Origin of the sequence: Streptomyces sp. NRRL S-244 (genome assembly GCF_000717915.1) — a bacterium.
Classification (GTDB): domain Bacteria; phylum Actinomycetota; class Actinomycetes; order Streptomycetales; family Streptomycetaceae; genus Streptomyces.
In genome coordinates this window covers 1-22,354 of the sequence record NZ_JOCX01000036.1, presented here as the reverse complement: position 1 = coordinate 22,354, position 22,354 = coordinate 1, and the positions used below count along the sequence as shown (strand labels likewise).

The window sequence follows — 22,354 nt, the reverse complement described above, 5'->3', positions numbered from 1 at the left end:
GGGTCAGCGCTCGGCTGCGGCCAGCGCCACCTTCGGGAACAGGTCCTGGAACGGGCCCGCGGAATCGATTCCGTCCCGGCCGTAGGGTGCGTCGAAGCTCCACACCATGAACAGCAGGAACACGATCAGCGCGCTGAACAGCCCCGCCAGCAGCAGCTCCCGCCCCGAACGGCGGATCTGCAGGGTGAAGATCAGCCCCACCGTGACCAATCCGCCGACCAGCAGCCCGAACCACACCACGCTCGGCAGGGTGGACTCGTCGGCCTGCATGCGCGAGTGCCGGGCGTCGTCGGCGGCCGCGATGTGGTCCAGCAGCGGCTGGTAGGCCTGCGCCTGGAGCTCGTTCGCCGGGCTCTGGTGGGTCACGTCGGTGCGCAGCTTGCCGAGCAGGTCGGCGCCCTGGGACGAGGCGCCCTGGCCGGAGGTGAGCAGCGGCCAGTCCACGGCGACGGTGTGGGAGACGTACGCGTCGACCTCGCCGCGGATCCGGTCGCGGACGGGGGCCGGGTAGACGTCCGCGCGCTGGGTGACCTCGTACAGCGACTGGGCCTCGCGGCGCACGCTGTCCTCGGCGGCGCCGCGCGCCTCCCAGACTCCGGCGATGGCCAGGCCGAGCACGATCGCGTAGACCACGCCCACCATCATCGTCATGTACTCGATGACGTCGGGGGTTTCGCTGGTGTCCTCGTCCTCCGCGACCCGGCGGTGCCGGAGCGCGGTGCAGGCGAGGACGAGGGCGCAGACGAGCGCCATGGCGACGGCCAGGACCAGCCATTCGGACACGAGGGTTCTCCCGTTGGTGGATCGGTGGATCGGTGGATCGGTGGGTCGGTGCAGGGGTGGGTCGGTGCAGGGGTGGTCGGAGTCAGCGACGGCTCTTGGAGCGCGGCCGCAGCGCGGCTGCGGCGAGCACGGCCGGGGTCGTGACGACGACCATGAGCATCACGGTGGACATACCGCCCGGGCCGCGCCGCTCCAGGGCGATCGAGTGGTACGGGCGCACGTGAAAGGCTCTGACGGGCGCGGCCACGGCTGCGGCCCGGGGCGGGGCAGGCGTTTCGGCCGGCGCCGGCCCGGCAACGGCCTCGGGATCCGGCGCGGGTGGCGCGGGCTGCGGCTCCCCGGCCCCGGCCTTCGCCGTCGGCCCGGGAGGCTGCGCCTCGGGGGCCGGGGCGGCCGGCGCGGGCCCCCGCCCCGGGTGGTGCACGGTCGGCCGCTCGGCGCCGGGCACGAGCACCCGTACCGGAGGCCGGACCGCGGGCGGCACGACGGCCGGGGGTACGACGGCCGGGGGTACGGCGGCGGGCGGCCGCGGCTGCCCGGTCGGGACGCAGGCGTCGAGCCGGGCTCCGTGGCCGCGGAGGGGGGTGGGTCCGGTGCCGTCGTCCGCGACCGCCACATGGCCGTACAGCGGGCACAGCGCCGCCACCATGCCTGCTCCGGCGAGGTACTGCCAAGCCGTCACCGCGCGTCCTCCCGTTGTGAGGGTTCCGGCTGAAGAAACGATCACAGCGGCGCTTCGATACGCCGCAGACGCGTCAAGATCTCCGGCGGAGGGGTGACTTCAAGCCATCGACCCCGCGAGCGCACCCCCTGTGTCCCTGTGGGCAGTCGGCCCTCCACCGGGAGCCCGAGCCGGCCTGATCCGAAAGACACCCCCTAGGCTGGCCGCATGTCCCGCATGTCCGAACCCGCCGCCCCCGGGGAGCCGCGCGAGGAACCGCCGGGCGCCGAACCGCCCGTCGCCGTCCGGGCGGCGCTGAAGACGCCGGTCCGATTCCTCGCCTCCTGGTGGCCGTGGCGCTGCTGGGCGTACCTCGGCAGCGGGACGGTCCTCGGGTACGGGGTCCTGCTCGCGCTGGCGGTGCTCGTCGGGCTGGGTGTGCTGCTGGCGGTGGCCGGGATCGGGCTGCTCCTGCTGCTCGGCGCCGTCGCCGGCGGTGTGCCGCTCGGCGCCCTGGAGCGGTGGCGGCTGCGGTGGGTGGAGCCGGTCCCGGTGCCCGATCCGCACATCTCACTCGCGGGGGCCGGTCCGGCCGCCTGGCTGCGGACCCGGCTGCGCGAGCGGGCCACGTGGCGGGAGCTCGGGTACGCCGCCCTGCTCGGGCCGGCGTTCGGGGCGGCCGGCTTCGGGGTCGTCACCCTGCTCGCCTTCTCGCTGATCCTCGTGGCGAGCCCCGTCGTCGTGTGGGCCCTCGCCCCCGAGACCGTGATGCTGATCCCCGGCAGGGCCGTCTCCGGCCCGCCGGAAGCCCTGGGCGGCACCGCCGTCGGACTGGTCGGGCTCGTACTGGCCGCGTACGCGGGCGGGTTGCTCGCGGGGGCACAGGTGAAGACCGCGCGCCTGCTGCTCGGAGCACGCGAGGAGGACCCCCGGGTGCTGGAGCTGACCCGCTCCCGGGTACGTCTCGTGGACGCGTTCGAGGCCGAACGGCGGCGTATCGAACGCGACTTGCACGACGGGGCGCAGCAGCAGCTGGTCGCCCTCAGCATGACCCTCGGCCTCGCCGAGCTGGAGCTGCGCCGCGTGCCGCAGGCCGCCGACGCGGCCGCGCTGGTGGCCCGGGGCCGCGGTGAGGCACGCCGGGCGCTGGAGCAACTGCGCGACCTCGTACGGGGGATCCATCCACAGGTGCTCACCGACCACGGGCTCGCGGCGGCCGTCGCGGAGGTCGCGCTGCGCCATCCCGTGCCGGTGACCGTCGACCTGGACGTGCCGCGGCTGCCCGAACCGGTCGAGATCACGGCGTACTTCACCGTCACCGAGGCCCTGGCCAACGCGGCCAAGCACAGTGGCGCCTCCCGCATCGGGATCGCCGGTAAGGTCGACGGGGGCCGGCTGACTCTCTCCGTCACCGACGACGGCCGCGGCGGGGCGGATCCCGGTGCGGGTGCGGGCCTGGCAGGTCTCGCGGACAGGGTGGCGATGTTGCAGGGCAGGCTGGTGGTGTCCAGTCCGGTGGGCGGTCCCACCGAACTCCGGGTGGAGGTGCCGTGCTCCGGTTGATCCTCGCGGAGGACTCGGTCCTGCTGCGCGCCGGGCTGACGGAACTCCTCACCCGAGGCGGCCACCGGGTCCTCGCCGCCGTCGGCGACGGCGACGCACTGGTACGGGCGGTGGAGGCCGAACGGCCGGATGCCGTCGTCACCGACGTCCGGATGCCGCCCGGTTTCCGCGACGAGGGGCTGCGCGCCGCCCTCGAACTGCGCTCCCGGGACGGCTCGTTGCCGGTCCTCGTGCTCTCGCAGTACGTCGCCACGGCGTACGCGACCCGGCTGCTGACGGCCGGTGCGGCGGCGGACGGTCCGGCCGGGCTGGGCTACCTCCTCAAGGATCGGGTCGGGGAGGTGGCGGAGTTCCTCGACGCCCTCGAACGGGTCGCCGCGGGCCAGACGGTCATCGACCCCGAGGTCGTCCGGGTCCTGCTGGGGCGACAGGCGGCGGACCGGCCGCTCGCCCGGCTCACCCCGCGCGAACGCGAGGTGCTGGGCCTCATGGCCGAGGGCCTCAACAACCAGGCCCTGGCGGCCCGGCTGTTCGTCACCGAGGCCGCCGTCGTGAAACACGCGAGCAGCATCTTCATGAAGCTGGACCTCGACCCGGCCGGGGGAAACCGGCGCGTCCTCGCGGTGCTGGCCCATCTGCGGGGCGCGGAGGGCTGACCGGCCGGGCACTTTGCGCATCGGGGCCCGCGGAACCGGCCACGATGAGGGAGCGCTGCCGCGGGGAGCCGGCGACGGCCGCCGACCGGGCCCAGACCGACAGCAGCACCGGCAGCGCGAGGTATCCGAAGCGGCCCGCCGGGGCCAGGGCGAAGGCCAGGACGAGACCGGTCGCGAGGCGGTCGGCGGCCGCCACCACCGTGCACGGCGGGCGCACCAGCAGGGAGAGCGCCACCGCGAGGGCGCCCACCGCGAGCAGCACCACCGTCAGGTACCAGCCCCACGAGCCCAGTCCGGCCAGCAGATGCCCGGGAAGCGGGCTGCTCGCCGGGGTGGGGACCTCGGCCCGTCCGGTCGGGAACGCGAACACCTGCCGCCACAGCTCCGCCGGCTGGAGCAGCGCACTGGGCAGGACCAGCCCGGCCGAGCCCAGCAAGGCCACCAGTGCGCAGCGCAGCGCCGCACCCCGGCCGCGGCGGGCGGCGAGCAGCGCGACCGCCACGGCCACCGCGGGCAGCGCCGTCCACTTGAGCGCGCAGGCGCCGGCGAGCACCGCTCCGGCCAGGACCGGCCGCCCGGCCCCCGCGGCCGCCAGCGCCAGGCAGAGCAGCCCGGCCAGCGGGAGGTCCACCCCGCTCACCGCCAGCGGCAGGGCCACCACCGGCGAGGCCACCAGCAGCGGCAGCCACGGGGAGCGCGGCCCGCCCAGCAGCCGGCGCCCGGCCCACATGCCGCCGAACAGCGCGGCCGCGCACCAGAGCCGGGCATCGCCCAGCGGACCGCCCAGCACGGCGCGCGGGATGCCGAAGACCGCCATGACCGGCAGGTACGGGGTGTACTGCGCCACTCCCGCCGGCCGGTCCACGTAGATCCGCCCGGTCTCCAGCAGCAGCCTGCCGGAGCGTTCGATGACCATGACCTCCGACTGGCCCTGCCCGCTCAGCACGAGCCACAACAGGGGGACGGCGATCGCGCCCGTCAGGGCGGCGACGGCGGCGGCGCGCGGCCTGCGGGAGTCGAGGGCCGCGGCGCACAGGTAGCCGACGGCCGCGCAGCAGCCCCACAGCCGGTGCGGCCCCAGCGAGGACACGAGCGGAAAGGACAGCGCCCAGGCGGCCGCTGCCAGCCAGCCGGCGGTCCGGCACACGGAGGGGGAAGGGGTCATGGGCCCATTCCAGCCGCGCGACCGGGCCGGGTCTGCCCATCCAGGTGGACACTTCACGGTCGGGTTTTCCCTACCCCGGTGTGCCCGCGAACGGGGACGGGGTACGGCGAAGTGGACGGGTACGGGTACGGGTACGGCGAAGGGGCGCAACCTCGGAAGGTCGCGCCCCTTGGCCCGGGCAGCGGGGGTCAGGCGGTTTCGGAGCCGCCGAAGCGCTCGCGGTAGGACTCCAGGTCCTCCTCGGCGATCCGCGCGAAGAGCACCGGCGGCACGGTGAACGGCGTACCCGCCGGGACCGCGTCCAGCGACTTGGCCTGCTCCGGGGTGATCCACGTCGCCGTGTCGTCGGCCAGCGCGAACGAGGAGCGCATGGTGCGCGCCGAGGCCGGGATGAACGGCTCCGAGACCACCGAGTAGAGGTGGATCAGGTTCATCGCGGTGCGCAGGGTGAGCGCCGCGCCGTCCAGGTCGGTCTTGACCTCCAGCCAGGGGGCCTTCTCGTCGAGGTAGGCGTTGCCCGCGGACCACAGGGCGCGCAGCGCGGCCGCGGCCTTGCGGTACTGGAGGGAGTCCATGTGGCCCTCGTACTCGGCCAGCAGCTCGGCGATCTGCTCGCCCAGCTTGGCCTCGACCTCGCCGGCCGGGCTGCCCGCCGGGACCTCGTCGCCGAACTTCTTGCGGGAGAAGGTCAGCACGCGGTTGACGAAGTTGCCGAGGGTGCCGCCGAGGTCCTTGTTGACCGTGGTGGTGAAGTGCTCCCACGTGAAGGACGAGTCGTCGGACTCGGGGGCGTTGGCGATGAGGAAGTAGCGCCAGAAGTCGGCCGGGAGGATCTCCAGCGCGTGGTCGGTGAAGACGCCGCGCTTCTGCGAGGTGGAGAACTTGCCGCCGTAGTACGTCAGCCAGTTGAAGGCCTTGACGTAGTCGACCTTCTTCCACGGCTCGCGGGTGCCGATCTCGGTGGCCGGGAACATCACCGTGTGGAACGGGACGTTGTCCTTGGCCATGAACTGCGTGTAGCGCACGTCCTCGGCCTCGTACCACCACGACTTGTGGTCGCGGTTCGCCGGGTCGGCGTCCGCCCACTCCTTGGTGGAGGCGATGTACTCGATCGGCGCGTCGAACCAGACGTAGAAGACCTTGCCGTCGGCGGCCAGTTCGGGCCAGGTGTCGGCCGGTACCGGCACGCCCCAGTCCAGGTCGCGGGTGATGGCGCGGTCGTGCAGGCCCTCGGTCAGCCACTTGCGGGCGATGGAGGAAGCCAGCTGCGGCCACTCCTCCTCGTGCTCCGCGACCCAGGCCTCGACCTCGTGCTGGAGCTTGGACTGGAGGAGGAAGAGGTGCTTGGTCTCGCGGACCTCCAGCTCGGTGGAGCCGGAGATCGCCGAGCGGGGCTCGATCAGGTCCGTGGGGTCCAGGACGCGGGTGCAGTTCTCGCACTGGTCGCCGCGGGCCTTGTCGTAGCCGCAGTGCGGACAGGTGCCCTCGACGTAGCGGTCCGGCAGGAAGCGGCCGTCGACCGGCGAGTAGACCTGCCGGATCGCGCGCTCCTCGATGAACCCGTTCTTCTGCAGCTGGCGCGCGAAGTGCTGGGTGATCTCGGCGTTCTGCTGCGAGGAGCTGCGGCCGAAGTAGTCGAAGGACAGCTCGAAGCCGTCGTAGACCGCCTTCTGGGCGTCGTGGGCCTGCGCGCAGAACTCGGCGACGGAGAGGCCGGCCTCCTTCGCGGCGAGCTCGGCGGGGGTGCCGTGCTCGTCGGTGGCGCAGATGTACAGGACGTCGTGGCCGCGCTGGCGGAGGTACCGGGAGTACACATCCGCCGGAAGCATCGACCCGACCATGTTGCCCAGGTGCTTGATCCCGTTGATGTAGGGAAGCGCGCTGGTGATCAGGTGTCGAGCCATCCTCGGATGCTCCATTTCATCTATGCGGTGACAACGTGACGTGACGGATTGTGATGCGGTTCATGGTATCGAACCGCCGAAAGGCCACGTGCCGCATTTTCGTGGGGTGGACGTCGGTGGGTGTAACGCAAAAGCGAGGGTGGTGACCTCTGCGTCACGGCCCTCGCAATGGGCCCATGCTACAGCCGGACCGGATCATCGCGGACACCGGTCCACGGGGCGCACGCCGGTGCACGGCGGCCCGGCTTGGCTCCGGCATATGCGTACGCACGGAGTGGGCGCGTGCGCGGTCGAACTCGGTCATCGGCCGATCATCACCGAACGTAATCTCTCGACGTCTCTCTTCTGCGCTCCCCGGGTACGCCCGCACTGCCAGGCTGTCCGCGCACAGGGGACGAGGTGAGGTGGAACGGTGAGTGATGGCGGACCAGAGGAGTCCGGTGGGGCCGTGGGACTGCCACTGCCCAGCCGACGGCGGCGGCCGACGCCCATGAGCCAGTGGGACCCGACGGCACGCCTGTCGTACTGGGCCTTCCACGCCAACCGGCGGCCCTCGTACATGCGTTTCGCGTACCTGCAGCTGGGCTCCGACGCGGCTGCCGAGGACGCGGTGGACGCCACCTTCGACTCGATCATGAACGAGTGGTTACGCATGCTCCACATGGACCGGCTCGACGCCTACGCCTGGACCATCCTCAAGCAGCGGCTGGTCGACCGGCAGCAGCGGCGCGGAGCGCGCGGCGCCTTCCCGGCCGAACCGACCGTGCCCGAACCGACCACGTCCGAACCGACCACGTCCGAACCGACCGCGCCCGAGCCGATGGACATCAGCGCCTTCGAGGCCGCCCTCAAGGAGGCCCGGGCCGATGAGCAGTGCGAGGTGCTGACCGACACCATCCGCTTCTACTCCGCCGTCTCCCGGCTCGCCGAGCGCCAGCGCGACGCCGTGCTGCTGCGGTACGGGCTCCAGTGCACCCCGGGGGAAGCCGCGTCCGTGATGGGCGTCGACGAGGCCACCGTCCGCTCGCAGCTCGGCCAGGCCCACCGCCGGCTCGCGCGCATGCTCGACGCCTCCGCCGAACCGGCCGACGCGGCGGAGTGCGCCGACCCAGCCGAATCACCCGAGTCATGAGGCGCCGCGAGGGCAAGGAGGAGCGCGGCGGCGAGGCCGGCCGCCGCTCCCTGGCCGAGTTCCTGGCCCGGGCCGGCGTCCGCGACCGGTACCCGCACTACGATCTGGGCGCGGCCGAGGCCCGGCTGCTGCGCGCCTCCCGGGGGCGGGCCGCCGCGGCGCCCGCCCGCCGCCGGGCCGCGTACGGGTGGAGCGATCCCTCGCGGGACTGCCCGCTCGACTCCGAACGCGCCCGGCGCGACCTCAAGGCCGTCTGCCTGGCCGCCGTGTGCGGCCCGAAGGCGGAGGCGCAGCTCACGGCCTTCGCCGAGAGCGGGCACACCGATCTGGCCGGGGCCGTGGTCTTCGGCTGCCTGCTGCACCTGGCCGGGCTGCGCGAGGGCGCCCGCTTCTGGTGGCAGTTCGCCGCCGGTTCCGGGCGGGCGCGGACCGCGTCGGCCGCGTACTGCCTCTTCCTCGACCACTCCCGGCGCGGCGAGCACCACGACGCCCGCTTCTGGGCGCGCGAACTGGGCCGGCGCGGCTACCGGCCGGGCGGCCGCCGGGATCTGCGCGAGGTCCGGCTGTGCGCGCAGGCCACCGTGCTGCGGTACGTCGACCAGCTCGACGATCCCGATCTGGGCCCGGTGCCGCTGCCCAGGCCCGGACTGCCGTCGGCGCTGGCCGCGTTCCGGCCGACGCCCCCGGTCGCGGCGGAGCCGGAGCGGTCCGTACCGCGCCGGCGCGCGACGCGGGTGTCCGGGCCGGTCCGTTCCCCGGGTACGAGCGAGGCCATGGCGCAGGCGCGGCGCGCGCTGGCCGTCGTACGGGTCCTCGAAAAGCATCCGCTGGGGGTACGGGCCGCCCAGCTGCGGCGGGAGTCCGGCCTGGCCGAGGCGGAGCTGCGGCCGCTGCTGGCGATGCTGTGCGAGGAGGAGTACGCGTACCGGCCGGGCGCGGGCGTCTTCGCGCGCGGGCCCGCCCTCGACCGGCTCGCCTCGGCCGGCGCCGGAGGGCTCGCGGGCCAGCTCCAGCGCACGCTGTCCCTGGCCCGGGACAGCGCGGGCGCGGCGGTGTACCTGAGCCGGTACGCCGAGGGGGAGGTCAGGATCACGCAGATGGCGGACGGGCCGGGGGCGCCGCCGGTGCAGGAGTGGGTGGACTTCAAGGCCGCCGCGCACGCCAGCGCGGTCGGCAAGTGCCTGTTGACCCAGCTCGATGCCGACCGGCGCCGCGACCATGTCGCCCGGTACCGGCCGGCCCGGCTCACCCCGCAGACGATCACCGACAGCCGGGTCCTGTTCACCGCCCTCGACGCGGTGGCTCCGGGGGCGCCGGTGTTCGACCTGCGCGAGTACTCCCCCGGCGTGGTGTGCTCGGCGGTGCCGATCGCGACCGGCGACGCCGCCGGGAGCCTCGCCCTGTCGCTGCCCGCGACGCACGCGCACCGGCTGTACGAGGCGACGGAAGCACTGCGCCGCAAGGCCGTTCCGGTGCTCTTGGCGCTGCTGCTGTCGGGGGCCATCCCGCCGGACGCCCCGGTCGGCGCGACCGCCGCGGACGACCCCGACGCCCCGGCCACCGCACCCGCGCCGCACCCGTCCGGGGTCACCCCGGAAACCCTGCGCCACCTGCGGATGCTGTTCCGCACCCCGCTGACCCGCTCCACGGCTTCACCGGCCGACCCCCACCTGGTCAGCGACACGGCGTCGGAGGCGGCGTACTTCTTCGACCCCCTGCCGGAATCCGACCCGCCCCGCCTGTCCCTCCCGGTCACCTTCGCCCCGCTCACCCCGGGCACCCTGCGCACGGCCGAGGGTCTGGTGGTGCTCAGCACCTGACTGCCGCCCGTCCCGCGCGGCGGCAGTCGGGCAGGCACGTCAGGGGGCGGGTCAGGCGGGGCGGGTGAGGCGGTCCGCGCCCGAGAGGATCGCGGAGGCCAGCGCCTCCGCCGCCGGGGAGCTCCGCCCGCCCCGCAGCAGCGCGAACTCCACCGATCCGAGGTCCGGCAGCCCCGCCACCCTCACGAGCCCCGGCGGGATGAGCCCGCGGGTGTGGGCCATCACCCCCAGCCCGGCCCGGGCCGCCGCGACCAGCCCGCTCAGGCTGCCGCTCGTACAGGCGATCCGCCAGCCCCGCCCGTCCCGCTCCAGCACCTCCAGCGCCCGGGCCCGGGTGATCCCCGGCGGCGGGAAGACGATCAGCGGAACGGGCCGGTCCGGGTCCACTCGCAGCCCCTCCGCCCCGATCCACACCATCCGGTCGCGCCACACCAGCCGGCCCCGCTCGTCCCCCGGACCGCGCCGCTTCGCCAGGACGAGGTCGAGCCGCCCCGCGTCGAGCCGTTCGTGCAGGGTCCCGGACAGCTCGACCGACAGCTCCAGGTCCACCTCGGGGTGCTCGTGGCGGAAGCCCTCCAGGATCTCCGGCAGCCGGGTCAGCACGAAGTCCTCCGACGCCCCGAACCGCAGCCGCCCGCGCAGCCGGGTCCCGGTGAAGTAGGCCGCCGCGCGCTCGTGCGCCTCCAGGATGGTCCGGGCGAAGCCCAGCAGCGCCTCGCCGTCCTCCGTCAGCTCCACGCTGTGCGTGTCCCGCAGGAAGAGCGGCCGGCCCGTCGCCTCCTCCAGCCGCCGTACGTGCTGGCTGACCGTGGACTGCCGGACGCCCAGGCGGCCCGCGGCCTGCGTGAAGCTGAGCGTCTGGGCCACCGTGAGGAAGGTGCGCAGCTGGACCGGGTCGTACATGGCACCCCTGGCTCCCATGCCTCTCATTTCTCCCATGGTGGCACGGTCATCACGAAGCGCGATGACAGTAAGTGTGGTGTGCAGGTTTCCCGATCACCGCTCCGCCCACGACGATGAAGGGGCCCCGCCAGACGAGCCACCGACCGGAGAGTCCCCGTACATGCGCCGCCCGCACCTACCCGCCCGGCTGCCCCTGGACCCGTGGATCCCGGCCCTCCTCGCCGCCGTCGCCCTCGCCGCCCTGCTGCCCGCCCGCGGCCTCGCCGCCTCCGTCGCCGAGGGCGCCGCCACCGGGGCCGTGGCCCTGCTCTTCTTCCTCTACGGCGCCCGGCTCTCCACCCGCGAGGCCCTCGACGGCCTGCGCCACTGGCGGCTCCACCTCACCGTGCTGGCCTGTACGTTCGTTCTCTTCCCGGTGCTCGGCCTGGCCGCCCGGGGGCTGGTCCCCACCGTCCTCACGCCCCCGCTCTACAGCGGGCTGCTCTTCCTCTGCCTCGTCCCCTCGACGATCCAGTCCTCGATCGCGTTCACCTCGATCGCCCGCGGCAACGTGCCCGCCGCGATCTGCGCGGGCTCCTTCTCCAGCCTCGCCGGCATCGTCCTCACCCCGCTCCTCGCCGCCGGGCTGCTCGGCGGCAGCGGGGGCGGGTTCTCCCCCGGCTCCCTCCTCAAGATCGTCGTCCAGCTCCTGCTGCCCTTCCTGCTGGGCCAGGCCCTGCGCCCCTGGGTCGGCGGTTTCCTGCTCCGGCGGAAAAGGGCCCTCGGCTACGTCGACCGCGGCTCGATCCTGCTCGTCGTGTACACCGCCTTCGGCGCGGGCGTGGCCGCCGGGGTCTGGCACCAGGTCAGCGCCGCGCGCCTGGGCGCGCTGATGGCGGTGGAGGCCGTACTGCTCGCCGTCATGCTGCTGGTGAGCTGGTACGGGGCGAAGCGGCTCGGGTTCGAGCGGGCGGACCGGATCGCGATCCAGTTCGCGGGGTCGAAGAAGAGCCTCGCGGCCGGTCTGCCCATGGCCAGCGTGCTGTTCGGGGCCCAGGCGAGCCTCGCGGTGCTGCCGCTGATGCTGTTCCACCAGATGCAGCTGATGGTGTGCGCGGTGCTGGCGCGCCGCCGCGCCCGGGACGCCGAGTCCGCGGCGGGCGCCGAACTGCCCGCCGGGCATGTGGTGGAGGTCTCCCCCGAGGCCCAACACCCCGCACCGCAGGCCCGGTAGCGTGCGGCGGTGACCTGGATACGCCCGCTCGCCGCCCACGCCGAACGCCCCTGCACCCTCGTGGTCTGCCGCGGCTGCTGCTGTGGGGACCCCCGCAAGAACCCCGGCTCGGACCACGCCGGGCAGCTGACCCGGCTGCGCGAGGCCGCCGCGGCGTCGGGGGGCCGGCTGGCCGTCCGTACGAGCGACTGCCTCGGGCCGTGCGCCCAGGCCAATGTCATCGTGGTCCAGCCCACCACCGAGGCGCGCCGCCGGGGCGCCCGCGCGGCCTGGTTCGGCTGGGCGCTGGACGACACCGCGACCGACGAGGTCATCGCGTGGGCGCAGTCCGGCGGTCCGGGCGTCACGCCGATCCCGGCGACCCTGGACCTCCACCGCATCGACCCGCCGAAGCCGGAGGCCAAGGCCAAGCCGGCCGCCAAGGGCCGCGCCCGCCGGGGCCGCTGACCCCGGAAACGGCGGACCGGCAGAAACGGCGGACCGGCGGACCGGCGGACCGCTACAGCGTGATCCGCTCCTCGCCCGCGTAGATGTTCATGTTCGGCCCGCGCAGGAAGCCGACCAGCGTCAGGCCCGACTCCAGGGCCAGGTCCACGGCCAGCGAGGACGGGGCCGAGACGGCGGCCAGCACCGGTATGCCCGCCATCACCGCCTTCTGCGCCAGCTCGAACGAGGCCCGGCCCGACACCAGCAGGACCGCGCCGTCCAGCGGGAGGCGGCCGGCCTGGAACGCCCGGCCGACGATCTTGTCCACGGCGTTGTGCCGGCCGACGTCCTCCCGCACGTCCAGCAGCCGGCCCTCCGGAGAGAACAGCCCGGCCGCGTGCAGCCCGCCGGTGCGGTCGAACACCTTCTGCGCCGCGCGGAGCCGGTCCGGCAGCTCGCCGAGGAGCTGCGCGGGAATCCGTACGGCGTCGTCGGCCGCGCTCCGCTGGAGCGGGAAGCGGGTCGCCGTGCGCACCGCGTCCAGGCTGGCCTTTCCGCACAGGCCGCAGGAGGAGGTGGTGTAGACGTTCCGTTCGAGGGTGATGTCCGGCAAGGGAACGTCGGGCGCGAGCTGCACGTTGACCACGTTGTAGGTGTTCGAGCCGTCCTCCGTGGCCCCCTCGCAGTAGGTCACGGCCCGTACGTCCGACGCGGCGGCGAGGACTCCCTCGCTCACCAGGAAACCCACGGCCAGCGCGAAATCGTCGCCGGGGGTGCGCATGGTGATGGCCAGCGGCTTGCCGTTCAGCCGTATCTCCAGCGGCTCCTCGGCGACCAGCGTGTCCGGGCGGACCCCGGCCTCCCCGTTGCGTACCCGGATGACACGACGGCGCTCGGTGACCCGTCCCATGGTGATCAGCCCGCCCGTTCTCTCCTCGTCGCGCACTCCGTCGTGCAGCTGACGAGCCCATTCTCGCGGATCGCCGTCGCGCGGCGCTCCCGGCAGGAAGATCCTCCGGAATCTCCAAATTCAGGGGCGGTAATCCTGTTGGGTCACGTGCACCTGTACCCACCAGTAGCAGGTCAAGCTGGGTGATCCTGACTTCCGCTTAAGGGGGACCCCGCCTATGACCGGTTCACGCGTGGTGGCGCTAGGGCACTACCAGCCCGCGAAAGTGATCACCAACGAGGACCTCGCGGCGATGGTCGACACCAACGACGAGTGGATCCGCTCCCGGGTCGGCATCAAGACCCGGCACATGGCGGGCCCCGACGAACCGGTGGACGAGCTGGCCTTCCACGCCGCGGGCAAGGCCCTCGCCGGCGCCGGGCTGACCCCCGACGACATCGACCTCGTCCTGGTGGCCACCTCCACCGCGATCGACCGTTCGCCCAACATGGCCGCCCGCGTGGCGGCCAAGCTGGGCATGGGCGGCAGCCCCGCCGTCATGGACCTCAACGTCGTCTGCTCGGGCTTCACCCACGCCCTGGCCACCGCCGACCACGCGATCCGGGCCGGCTCCGCCACCCGCGCCCTGGTCATCGGCGCCGACAAGATGACCGAGATCACCGACTGGACCGACCGGACCACCTGCGTGCTGACCGGCGACGGTGCGGGCGCGGCCGTGGTCGAGGCCTGCGAGGACCCCGGCATCGGCCCGGTCCTGTGGGGTTCGGTCCCGGAGATGGGCCACGCGGTCCGCATCGAGGGCTCCCCGCCGGTCTTCGCCCAGGAGGGCCAGTCCGTCTACCGCTGGACCACCAGCCAGCTCCCGGCGCTCGCGCGCAAGGTGTGCGAGAAGGCCGGGATCTCCCCCGAGGAGCTGGCCGCCGTCGTCCTGCACCAGGCGAACCTGCGGATCATCGAGCCGCTCGCCGCCAAGATCGGCGCCGTGAACGCGGTCGTCGCCCGCGATGTCGTGGACTCCGGCAACACCTCGGCCGCGAGCATCCCGATGGCGCTCTCGAAGCTGATCCAGCGCGGCGAGATCCCGACCGGCGCCCCGGTCCTCCTCTTCGGCTTCGGCGGCAACCTCTCGTACGCGGGCCAGGTCATCCGCTGCCCGTAGCGGGTGTCGGGCGGATCCGCGACCCGTACCGGGATCGGGGTGTCCGTCGGGGTCGTCCGACCTGAGGAGTACGCGGATCCCGCCCGGTGGAGGGACGCGCGGCCGGCCGGCGCGGGCGGAGGATGGGGGGACGCCGTCAGCCCGCCGCCGAGGGAAGCGAACGCCCCATGATCCGCAGGTCCGTCATCCTGACCACCGCCGCAGTCGTCTCGGCCGTGGGGCTCGCGATCGTCGTCGCCCTCCCGGCCGCGGCCGACTGGTACGGGAACCGCCACCAGGAGACGAACGCGTACGCGACGGGGGCCGAGGCGAAGTCGGCCCGGGCCTCGGTCCCGCGCTGGCTGGCGGACGAGGCGGAGTCGGTGCGGTACGCGATGCGGACGACCGGCGGCGACCGCCTCCTGAAGGCGACCCTGACGGACGACCGCCTCCCCGTCGCGTGCACGACCGAGCCGCGGCCGAAGGCGCAGGAGGTCCCGCTCGAGGAGGACTGGTTCCCGAAGGACGCCCGGGGGAAGGCCACCGCGCGCTGCGGCCTCTACTACGCGTACATGGACGGCACCACCCTCTACGCGTGGCAGCACAACGACGACTGGCTGAGGGCCGGGCACGCCGAACCGGCCCGCTGAACCGCGAGACGCCGGGTCTCGCCGACCCGCCGGGGACATGCGTGCAGGTCAGCGAGCGGCCCGGCCCGAATACCTGGTCGGAAGCACGCCGATCCTTTGCTATTGTTGTCCTTGTCGCCGCGGGAAACCGGGGCCGACCACCTGGTCCGGGTGGCGGAATGGCAGACGCGCTAGCTTGAGGTGCTAGTGCCCTTTATCGGGCGTGGGGGTTCAAGTCCCCCCTCGGACACCAGCAGGAACCCCACTTCGGTGGGGTTCTTTTGCGTTCCCGGTGCTTGTTCGCCGGGGCCGATCCGGTGGTGCGGCATCATGGGCGCACGGGGTCGGAGGGGAAGCAACGTGTCGCACGACGGGCCGGACAGCAGCATCGTGATCGCCGGACGGTACCGCCTGGAGAGGCGGTTGGGGCGCGGCGGCATGGGGACCGTCTGGCAGGCCTCCGACGAGCTCCTCGGGCGTCTCGTAGCCGTCAAGGAGCTCCATGTCGACGGGGGCACGGAGGCCAGGGGCGCCCTGCGGGAGGCCCGGACCGTCGCGCAGGTCAGGCATCCGCACGTGGTGGTGGTGCACGACGTCGTGGAGCACGACGGGCGCCCCCACATCGTCATGGAACTCGTCGAGGGCGGCTCGCTGGCCGACCGGCTCGGCGCCGAGGGGCCGCTGGACCCCGCCGAGACCGCGCGGACGGGGCTGGCCCTGCTGGGCGCCCTGCGCGCGGCGCACGCCCGCGGGGTGCTCCACCGGGACGTCAAGCCGGCCAACGTGCTCCTGGAGGCCGGGACCGGGCGCGTCGTGCTGACCGACTTCGGCATCGCCCGGCTCGCCGGGTCCACCACCATCAGCGAGACCGGCGCGTTCGTCGGCTCGCCCGAGTACACCTCGCCCGAGCGCATGCAGGGAGCGGCCGCGGGTCCCGAATCCGACCTGTGGTCGCTCGGGGTCCTGCTGTGCGCGGCGCTGACCGGGAAGTCGCCGTTCCACCGTGATTCGCTCGGCGGGGTCCTGCATGCCGTCGTGTACGAGGAGATCCGGCCGCCGGCGCAAGCGGGGCCGCTGACCCCGGTCATCCGCGGCCTGCTGGAGCGCCTTCCGGAGCGGCGGATGGAAGCGGCGGAGGCCGAGCGGCTGCTGTCGGCCTACGTGAGCACCGGAGCGGTCCCCGCCGTGGCCGACCGGGCGCCCGGGACGGGTCCGGAGACAGCCGCGGCGACCGGGGCCGCGTCCGGCGCGGGTGGCCCGGGTGGCCCGGGTGGCCCGGGCGGCGCGGGCGGCCCGGGTGGCCCCGGCGCCGCGGTCGGGTACTCGCCCACCGAGCACGTCGTACAGCCGTCCGCCCCGGCGCGGCGGACCCGGCCCGCTCTGCGGGCGGGGCTGATCGCCGCGCTGTTCGCCGTCGCGGTCGCCGGCGCCGTGGCCGTCAGCACGCAGTTCGGCGAGCGGTCCCCGGACGCCGCGCGGGAGACGGCCCCCGCCCCCGCCACCGCGTCCGCCCCGGCCCGGGCCTCCGCCCGGGCCTCCGCCCCCTCCTCCGCTTCCTCCGCCGTCGCCTCCGCCGTCGCTGCCGACGCCAAACCCGCGCCCGCCGGGTACCGGACGGTGTCCGACGCCGAGGGCTTCAGCCTCGCCGTACCGAACGGTTTCCAGCGCAGCACCGACGACCAGCGGGTCTTCTACGTGTCCCCGGACGGGGCCTTCCGGATCGGCGTCAAGACGAAGCCCGCGGGCTCAGAGGGGCCGGTCACCGTCATGCGCCTCTCGCACGCGAGCGGCCCGGCCAGCAACCCCGGCTACCGCGACGGCTCGGTCGTACCGACCACGCACAACGGACTGCCCGCCGCCCTGTGGGAGTTCACCTGGAACGGCTTCACCGCCGCCGAAGGCGCCCGGCACACCTTCGACCTCTGCTGGGAGGAGAACGGGCGCATGTACGACGTCTGGGTGTCCGCGCCCGTCGGCCGGCTCCCGGAGGCGCGGAGCCACTTCGACGCGGCGCTCGACTCCTTCGCGCCGGACACCCGCTGAGCCCTCGGGTGCGCGCCGCGTCCCGACCGGCGCGGGATCGGGGCGGCGTTCGGTGTTTCCGGGGTGGTGGGGCGGGGAGTTTCCCTATCCCCGGGCCTGCACACCTCCCTGGGGAGGTCTTGTGGAGGTCTTCGCTCGGTGATCAACCCTGGTGAGCGGTGGGGTAGCGTCGCCGCGCTGCGCGGAGAGGAGCGGGGCATGCGCGAGATCACCGTCCCACCAGTCGTTGTTGCGGCGCCCGTCGGCGGGCTCGCCGACGCCGTGTTCCGCCATGCCCAGGAGGAGCCCGGCCGGGTGGTGCTCGGGCGCAAGGTCGACGGGGTCTGGCAGGACGTGACCTCGGGGGAGCTCGCCGCCGAGGTGCTCGCGCTGGCGAAGGGGCTGCTGGCCCAGGGGGTCCGGTTCGGGGAGCGGGTCGCCGTCATGTCCCGGACCCGGTACGAGTGGACGCTGTTCGACTTCGCCCTGTGGGCGATCGGCGCCCAGCCCGTGCCCGTCTACCCGACCTCCTCCGTCGAGCAGGTGCACTGGATCCTCCAGGACTCCGACTGCACCGCCTGCGTCGTCGAGGACGAGGACCAGGCCATGACCGTCGGGTCCGTCATCGAGCGGCTGCCGCACCTGCGGCGGCTGTGGCAGCTCGACGCCGGGGCCGTCGACGCGCTCGTCGCGGACGGCCGCGGCGTCGCCGAGGACCTGGTGCACCGGCACCGCGCCGCGGTCACCCCCGACGCCGTCGCCACCGTCATCTACACCTCGGGGACCACCGGGCGCCCCAAGGGCTGCGTGCTCACGCACGGCAATTTCATGTACGAGGCCGACACGATGGTGGCCCGCTGGGAGTCCGTCTTCCAGGCGGGGCCCGGGGAGCAGCCCTCCACCCTGCTGTTCCTGCCGCTCGCCCACGTCTTCGGGCGGATGGTGGAGGTGGCGGCCGTACGGGCGCGGGTGAAGCTGGGTCACCAGCCGGTCCTGGCGGCGGCCGAGTTGCTGCCGGACCTCGCCGCTTTCCGGCCGACGTTCGTGCTGGGGGTCCCGTACGTCTTCGAGAAGGTCTTCGCGGCGGCCCGCCGCAAGGCGGAGTCGGAGGGGCGTACGGGCCCCTTCGACCGGGCGGTCGAGGCGGCCGTACGGTACGCGGAGGCGCGCGAGCAGAAGGCGTTCGGGACCGGGCCCGGCCCCTCGGCGGGGCTGCGCATGGAGCACCAGCTCTTCGAGAAGCTGGTGTACGGGAAGGTCCGCGAGGCGATGGGCGGCCGGGTGCGGCACGCCATGTCGGGCGGGTCGGCGATGTCGCGCCGCCTCGGGCTGTTCTTCGACGGGGCCGGGATCACGGTGTTCGAGGGCTACGGCCTGACCGAGTCCTGCGCGGCGGCCACCGCGAACCCGCCGGGCGCGACGAAGTACGGCACGGTGGGCCGGCCGATCCCGGGCAGTACGGTGCACATCGCGGAGGACGGGGAGGTGTGGCTGCACGGGAGCCACGTGTTCGCCGGGTACCTCAACGACCCGCGCTCCACGGAGGCGGTGCTGCGGGACGGCTGGCTGGCGACCGGGGACCTGGGGCGTCTGGACGAGGACGGGTACCTCACGATCACCGGGCGCAAGAAGGAGATCCTGGTGACCTCCAACGGCAAGAGCGTCTCCCCGACCGCCCTGGAGGAGCGGGTGCGTTCGCATCCGCTGGTCTCGCAGTGCGTACTGGTCGGCAACGACCGGCCGTACGTGGCCGCCCTGCTCACGCTGGACATGGAGGGGATCGCGCACTGGCTGAAGATGCGCGGGCGTCCGCAGCTGCCGGCGGCGCAGCTGGTCCACGACCCGGATCTGACGGCGGAGGTGCGGCGGGCGGTGGTGGCCGCGAACACGCTGGTCTCGCAGGCCGAGGCGATCCGCACCTTCCGGGTGCTGGCGGAGCAGTTCACGGAGGAGCGGGGTCTGCTGACACCCTCGTTGAAGCTGAAGCGGCGGGCGATCGAGAAGGCGTACGCGCAGGAGGTGGCGGCCCTCTACCAGCCCTGACGGGCCCCTCTCCGCATTAACTGACGATGCATCATTTCTTCTCGCCGGTGATATTGACGAGTCGTCAGGTCACGCACAGAATGCGGGGATTCCGACCGGAGGGGATCCCACACATGCTGCGACCGATCCGCACCCTGGCCGCCGCGGCGGCGGCGCTCGCGCTCGTCTCCGCCTGCAACTCCGCCTCCAACAGCTCCGCCCCCAACGGCTCATCCCCCGGCAAGCCCGGGTCCGCCGGGAACTCCCGCGGCGTGACCGCCGACTCGATCAAGGTCGGCGGGATCGTCTCCATGACCTCCGCCAGCGGGTACAGCAAGAAGGACACCGACCTCGGTGCGAAGGCCCGGTACCTGAGGGCCAACGCCGAGGGCGGCATCAACGGACGCAAGATCGACTACCTGGGTGCGGAGGACGACGGGCAGGACCCCGGCAAGAACATGGCCGCCGCCCGCAAACTCGTCCAGCAGGACAAGGTCTTCGCGGTCGCCCCGATGAGCTCGGTCACCTTCTCCGGCGCCGACTTCCTGGAACAGGAGAAGGTCCCCACCTTCGGCTGGGGCACCCTGCCCTCCTTCTGCGGGCCCAAGTACGTCTACGGGTTCAACGGCTGCCTGGTCCCCTCCCCCGGCGGCACCCTGAACCAGACCTGGCCCGAGGGCATCGGGCAACTCCTCGGCGGCGCGCAGGGCAAGTCCGTCGCGGTCATCGCCAACGACAGCGACGCCGGGAAGTTCGGCATCCGCACCTTCCAGCAGGGCTTCGCCGCCGCCGGGTTCAAGGTCGCCTACGCCAAGGCCTCGGTACCCGCGACGGCGGTGCCGAGCGACTGGTCCGCGTACGTGAAGGAGATCCTGGAGAGCAACGGCGGCAAGGCCCCCGACGCCGTCGTCTCGGTCATGCAGACCCCGAACAACATCGGCCTGTTCACCGCGCTCAAGCGCAGCGGCTACCAGGGACTGCTCTCCGACCCGACCGACTACGACCCCGGACTGCTCGCCAAGGACGCCACCAAGCAGGCCCTCGACGGGGTGCACGTCCTGCTGCAGTTCCAGCCGTTCGAGTCGGCGGACCCGAACATGGCGCAGTTCAAGGCCGACGTGAAGGCGGCCGCGGGCGGGCAGGACGTCCCGCTGAGCATGCACACGCTCACCGGGTACATGTCGGCCGACCTGTTCGTCTCCATCGCGCAGAAGGCGGGCAAGGACTTGACCGTCGAGTCCTTCCAGGCCGCCGCGCAGGGCTTCTCCGACACCGGCACGCTCGTCGGCGACCGCTCGGAGCCCAAGGGACAGAAGGACAGCTTCGGCTGCGGAGCGCTCGTCCAGCTGCGCGGCGAGGCGTACGAGGTCTCGGTGCCCTTCTCGTGCCGCCGGCCCATCCCCTTCAAGTAGGGCCGTCGGCATGGGAGATCTGCTCGTCTTCGTGCTGAGCGGTCTGGTATCCGGCGCCCTGTACGCACTGCTGGCCACCGGGCTGGTGCTGTCGTACTCGGCGTCCGGGCTGTTCAACTTCGCTCACGGGGCCACCGCCTACCTGTGCGCGCTGACCTTCTACGAGGTGCACTCCGGGCTGGGCTGGCCGGCTGTCCCGGCGGCCCTGCTGGTGGTCTGCGTACTGGCCCCCGGGCTCGGGTGGGGACTGGACCGGCTGATGTTCCGGCGGCTCGCGCGCGTCGGCGAGACGGCGCAGATCGTGGCCACGATCGGGCTGCTGGTGGCCCTGCCGGCGGCCGGGCTGTGGGCCGTGGAGCTGCTGGGGGACGCGGGCGCGCCGGTGAAGCCCGCGGAGAACCAGTTCGGGCTGCCGGGGGTGGGGCCGAGCCCGGCCCGGAGCTGGCAGCTGCTCGACGGGGTGGGCGTCGACTCCGACCAGCTGATCACGTGGGTGGTGACGGCGGTGGTGGCGGTGGGTCTGTGGGTGCTGATGCGGCACACGCGGCTGGGGCTGCGGCTGCGGGCGGCCGTCGACAACCGCTCGCTGACCGAGCTGCGCGGGATCAGCGCAGACCGGCTGTCCTCGGTGGCCTGGATGATCTCGTCCGCGCTGGCGGGGCTGGCCGGGGTGCTGGCGACGCCGCTGCTGGGGCTGTCGGCGCACGACTTCACCCTGTTCCTGTTCGTCTCGGCGACGGCGGCGGTGATCGGGCGGTTCGCGTCCGTGCCGCTCGCGTTCGCGGGCGGACTGGGGCTGGGAGTACTGCAGAACCTGGTGGCCGGGTACGCCTCGTTCGCCGAGGGGATCACCGGGTTCCGGACGGCGGTGCCGTTCCTGATCCTGTTCGGCGGGCTGCTGGTACTGGCCCGGCGGGGGCGGACTGCGGGGACCGCGGCGGGGGACGCGGGCGGTCCGGACGCGGCTCCCGCGGACCATGTGGCGGGGGCTTCGTGGGGGCGCCGGTGGGGGGTGTGGGCGGCGGCCGCCGGGGCGTTGGGCGTGGCCTTCTACACCGTGACCACGCCGTTCTGGAGCGGGCTCCTCGCACAAGGGCTGGCCCTCGGGCTGGTGTTCATGTCCTTCACCGTGGTGACCGGGCTCGGGGCGATGGTCTCGCTCGCACAGGGCACCTTCGTGACCGGGGCCGCGCTGGTGGCGGGGCTGCTGATGAGCCGGGGCTGGCCGTTCGTGGCGGCGCTGGCGGTGGGTACGTGCGCGGCCGCGGTGCTCGGGGCGCTGGTCGCGCTGCCGGCGCTGCGGCTGGGCGGGCGGACGCTGGCCCTGGCGACGCTGGCGCTGGCCTTCCTCGCGGACCAGGTGCTCTTCCAGATGCGGTGGCTGCGGAACGGGGACTCGGGGTGGTCCGTTCCGCGCCCGGTGTTCGGGCCGGTGGACCTCGGCGACGACCGGGCGCTGGGTCTGGCGCTGGTGGTGGTCGTCGCGGTGTGCGGGGCCGGGCTGAGCGCGCTGCGGAACTCCCCTTCGGGGCGGGCGATGCTGGCCGTGCGGTCGGCTCCGGCGGCGGCGATGGCCTCGGGGGTGTCCGTACTGCGGACGAAGCTGCTGCTGTTCACGCTGTCGGCGGGGCTGGCGGGGTTCGGGGGCGTGCTGGTCGCTTCGTACAACACCCGGATCACGGCGACGGACTTCACGGCCATGACGGGGCTGGTGTGGCTGGCGGTGGTGGTGGCGGCGGGGGTCCGGCGGCCGCAGTACGCGGTGGTGGCGGGGGTGGTCTTCGCGGTGGCCCCGCGGGTCCTGGCCGACTACGTGACGCAGTCCGCGCACCTGCCGGTGATTCTGTTCGGGCTGGCGGGGTTGGCGCTCGCCAACGATCCGGACGGGTACTGCGCCGCGGTTCCGGTGCGGTGGGCGAGGCGGCGGGCCGGTGCCGCCGGCGCCTCCGGCGGGGGTGCCGGTGCCTCCGGCGGGGGTGCGGGGGCTGCCGGCGG

The 22,354-nt window shown here is 73.7% G+C and carries 17 protein-coding genes, 1 tRNA gene and 1 pseudogene; 13 read left to right on the top strand and 6 right to left on the bottom strand.

What is annotated here, in order from left to right; all coding sequences use genetic code 11:
* Positions 1–3: 3 nt before the first annotated feature.
* On the bottom strand, positions 4–783 hold the full coding sequence (locus IF02_RS0129225) for a DUF4239 domain-containing protein (RefSeq protein WP_030162193.1): 780 nt from the start codon (positions 781–783) through the stop codon (positions 4–6).
* 82 nt (positions 784–865) lie between these two features.
* A complete protein-coding gene (locus IF02_RS33310) occupies positions 866–1,465 on the bottom strand; it encodes a hypothetical protein (RefSeq protein WP_158708583.1) in 600 nt (199 codons plus the stop codon).
* Positions 1,466–1,681: 216 nt separating this feature from the next.
* Between IF02_RS33310 and IF02_RS0129215 the strand changes: the two genes are divergently transcribed.
* Together IF02_RS0129215 and IF02_RS0129210 are read left to right on the top strand one after the other, a co-directional pair.
* The gene (locus tag IF02_RS0129215; protein WP_051696633.1) at positions 1,682–3,007 is read left to right on the top strand and encodes a sensor histidine kinase; all 1,326 of its coding nucleotides are present in this window, start codon (positions 1,682–1,684) and stop codon (positions 3,005–3,007) included.
* Complete coding sequence (locus IF02_RS0129210) at positions 2,995–3,663, top strand: response regulator transcription factor (RefSeq protein WP_030162188.1); 669 nt, start codon at positions 2,995–2,997, stop codon at positions 3,661–3,663. Before IF02_RS0129215 ends, IF02_RS0129210 begins: the two co-directional genes overlap by 13 nt.
* Here IF02_RS0129210 and IF02_RS0129205 read toward each other — a convergent pair.
* On the bottom strand, positions 3,581–4,828 hold the full coding sequence (locus tag IF02_RS0129205) for a glycosyltransferase 87 family protein (protein WP_030162186.1): 1,248 nt from the start codon (positions 4,826–4,828) through the stop codon (positions 3,581–3,583). The two genes, IF02_RS0129210 and IF02_RS0129205, sit on opposite strands and share 83 nt — an antisense overlap.
* 188 nt (positions 4,829–5,016) lie before the next feature.
* Complete coding sequence (gene metG / locus IF02_RS0129200) at positions 5,017–6,732, bottom strand: methionine--tRNA ligase (protein WP_030162184.1); 1,716 nt, start codon at positions 6,730–6,732, stop codon at positions 5,017–5,019.
* Between the two features lie 448 nt (positions 6,733–7,180).
* Here metG and IF02_RS0129195 point away from each other — a divergent pair, with 448 nt between their 5' ends.
* The gene (locus tag IF02_RS0129195) at positions 7,181–7,864 is read left to right on the top strand and encodes an RNA polymerase sigma factor (protein WP_234318363.1); all 684 of its coding nucleotides are present in this window, start codon (positions 7,181–7,183) and stop codon (positions 7,862–7,864) included.
* Positions 7,865–8,637: 773 nt separating this feature from the next.
* Positions 8,638–9,357 (top strand): annotated as a pseudogene (locus IF02_RS0129190) (IclR family transcriptional regulator domain-containing protein); the annotation flags it as partial.
* A 378-nt stretch (positions 9,358–9,735) separates the two neighbouring features.
* Here IF02_RS0129190 and IF02_RS0129185 read toward each other — a convergent pair.
* A complete protein-coding gene (locus IF02_RS0129185; RefSeq protein ID WP_030162177.1) occupies positions 9,736–10,587 on the bottom strand; it encodes a LysR substrate-binding domain-containing protein in 852 nt (283 codons plus the stop codon).
* Positions 10,588–10,747: 160 nt separating this feature from the next.
* Here IF02_RS0129185 and IF02_RS0129180 point away from each other — a divergent pair, with 160 nt between their 5' ends.
* Both IF02_RS0129180 and IF02_RS0129175 read left to right on the top strand, forming a co-directional pair.
* Complete coding sequence (locus IF02_RS0129180) at positions 10,748–11,800, top strand: bile acid:sodium symporter family protein (protein ID WP_030162175.1); 1,053 nt, start codon at positions 10,748–10,750, stop codon at positions 11,798–11,800.
* A 9-nt stretch (positions 11,801–11,809) separates the two neighbouring features.
* Positions 11,810–12,247, top strand: a complete 438-nt coding sequence (locus IF02_RS0129175; protein ID WP_199809303.1) for a (2Fe-2S) ferredoxin domain-containing protein — start codon at positions 11,810–11,812, stop codon at positions 12,245–12,247.
* A gap of 52 nt (positions 12,248–12,299) precedes the next feature.
* Here the strand turns inward: IF02_RS0129175 and fdhD are convergent, their stop codons facing one another.
* Entirely contained in the window at positions 12,300–13,136 is an 837-nt protein-coding gene (fdhD, locus tag IF02_RS0129170) for a formate dehydrogenase accessory sulfurtransferase FdhD (protein WP_030162171.1), read from the bottom strand.
* 217 nt (positions 13,137–13,353) lie between these two features.
* On the opposite strand from fdhD, the gene IF02_RS0129165 reads away from it, so the two are divergent.
* The 7 genes from IF02_RS0129165 to IF02_RS0129135 all read left to right on the top strand — a co-directional run.
* Positions 13,354–14,295: a beta-ketoacyl-ACP synthase III gene (locus IF02_RS0129165; RefSeq protein ID WP_030162170.1), complete on the top strand. Its 942-nt coding sequence runs from the start codon at positions 13,354–13,356 to the stop codon at positions 14,293–14,295.
* Positions 14,296–14,462: 167 nt separating this feature from the next.
* The gene (locus IF02_RS0129160) at positions 14,463–14,924 is read left to right on the top strand and encodes a hypothetical protein (RefSeq protein WP_037837346.1); all 462 of its coding nucleotides are present in this window, start codon (positions 14,463–14,465) and stop codon (positions 14,922–14,924) included.
* A gap of 144 nt (positions 14,925–15,068) precedes the next feature.
* Positions 15,069–15,156, top strand: a tRNA-Leu gene (locus IF02_RS0129155).
* A 77-nt stretch (positions 15,157–15,233) separates the two neighbouring features.
* Positions 15,234–16,946, top strand: coding sequence for a serine/threonine-protein kinase (locus tag IF02_RS0129150; RefSeq protein WP_051696631.1), 1,713 nt, complete (start codon positions 15,234–15,236; stop codon positions 16,944–16,946).
* 198 nt (positions 16,947–17,144) lie between these two features.
* Entirely contained in the window at positions 17,145–18,968 is a 1,824-nt protein-coding gene (locus tag IF02_RS0129145) for an AMP-dependent synthetase/ligase (protein ID WP_030162164.1), read from the top strand.
* Positions 18,969–19,081: 113 nt separating this feature from the next.
* Positions 19,082–20,359, top strand: a complete 1,278-nt coding sequence (locus tag IF02_RS0129140) for an ABC transporter substrate-binding protein (protein WP_030162162.1) — start codon at positions 19,082–19,084, stop codon at positions 20,357–20,359.
* Positions 20,360–20,369: 10 nt separating this feature from the next.
* Positions 20,370–22,354: ABC transporter permease (locus tag IF02_RS0129135; protein WP_030162161.1), on the top strand; the 1,985-nt coding region annotated here is incomplete at its 3' end.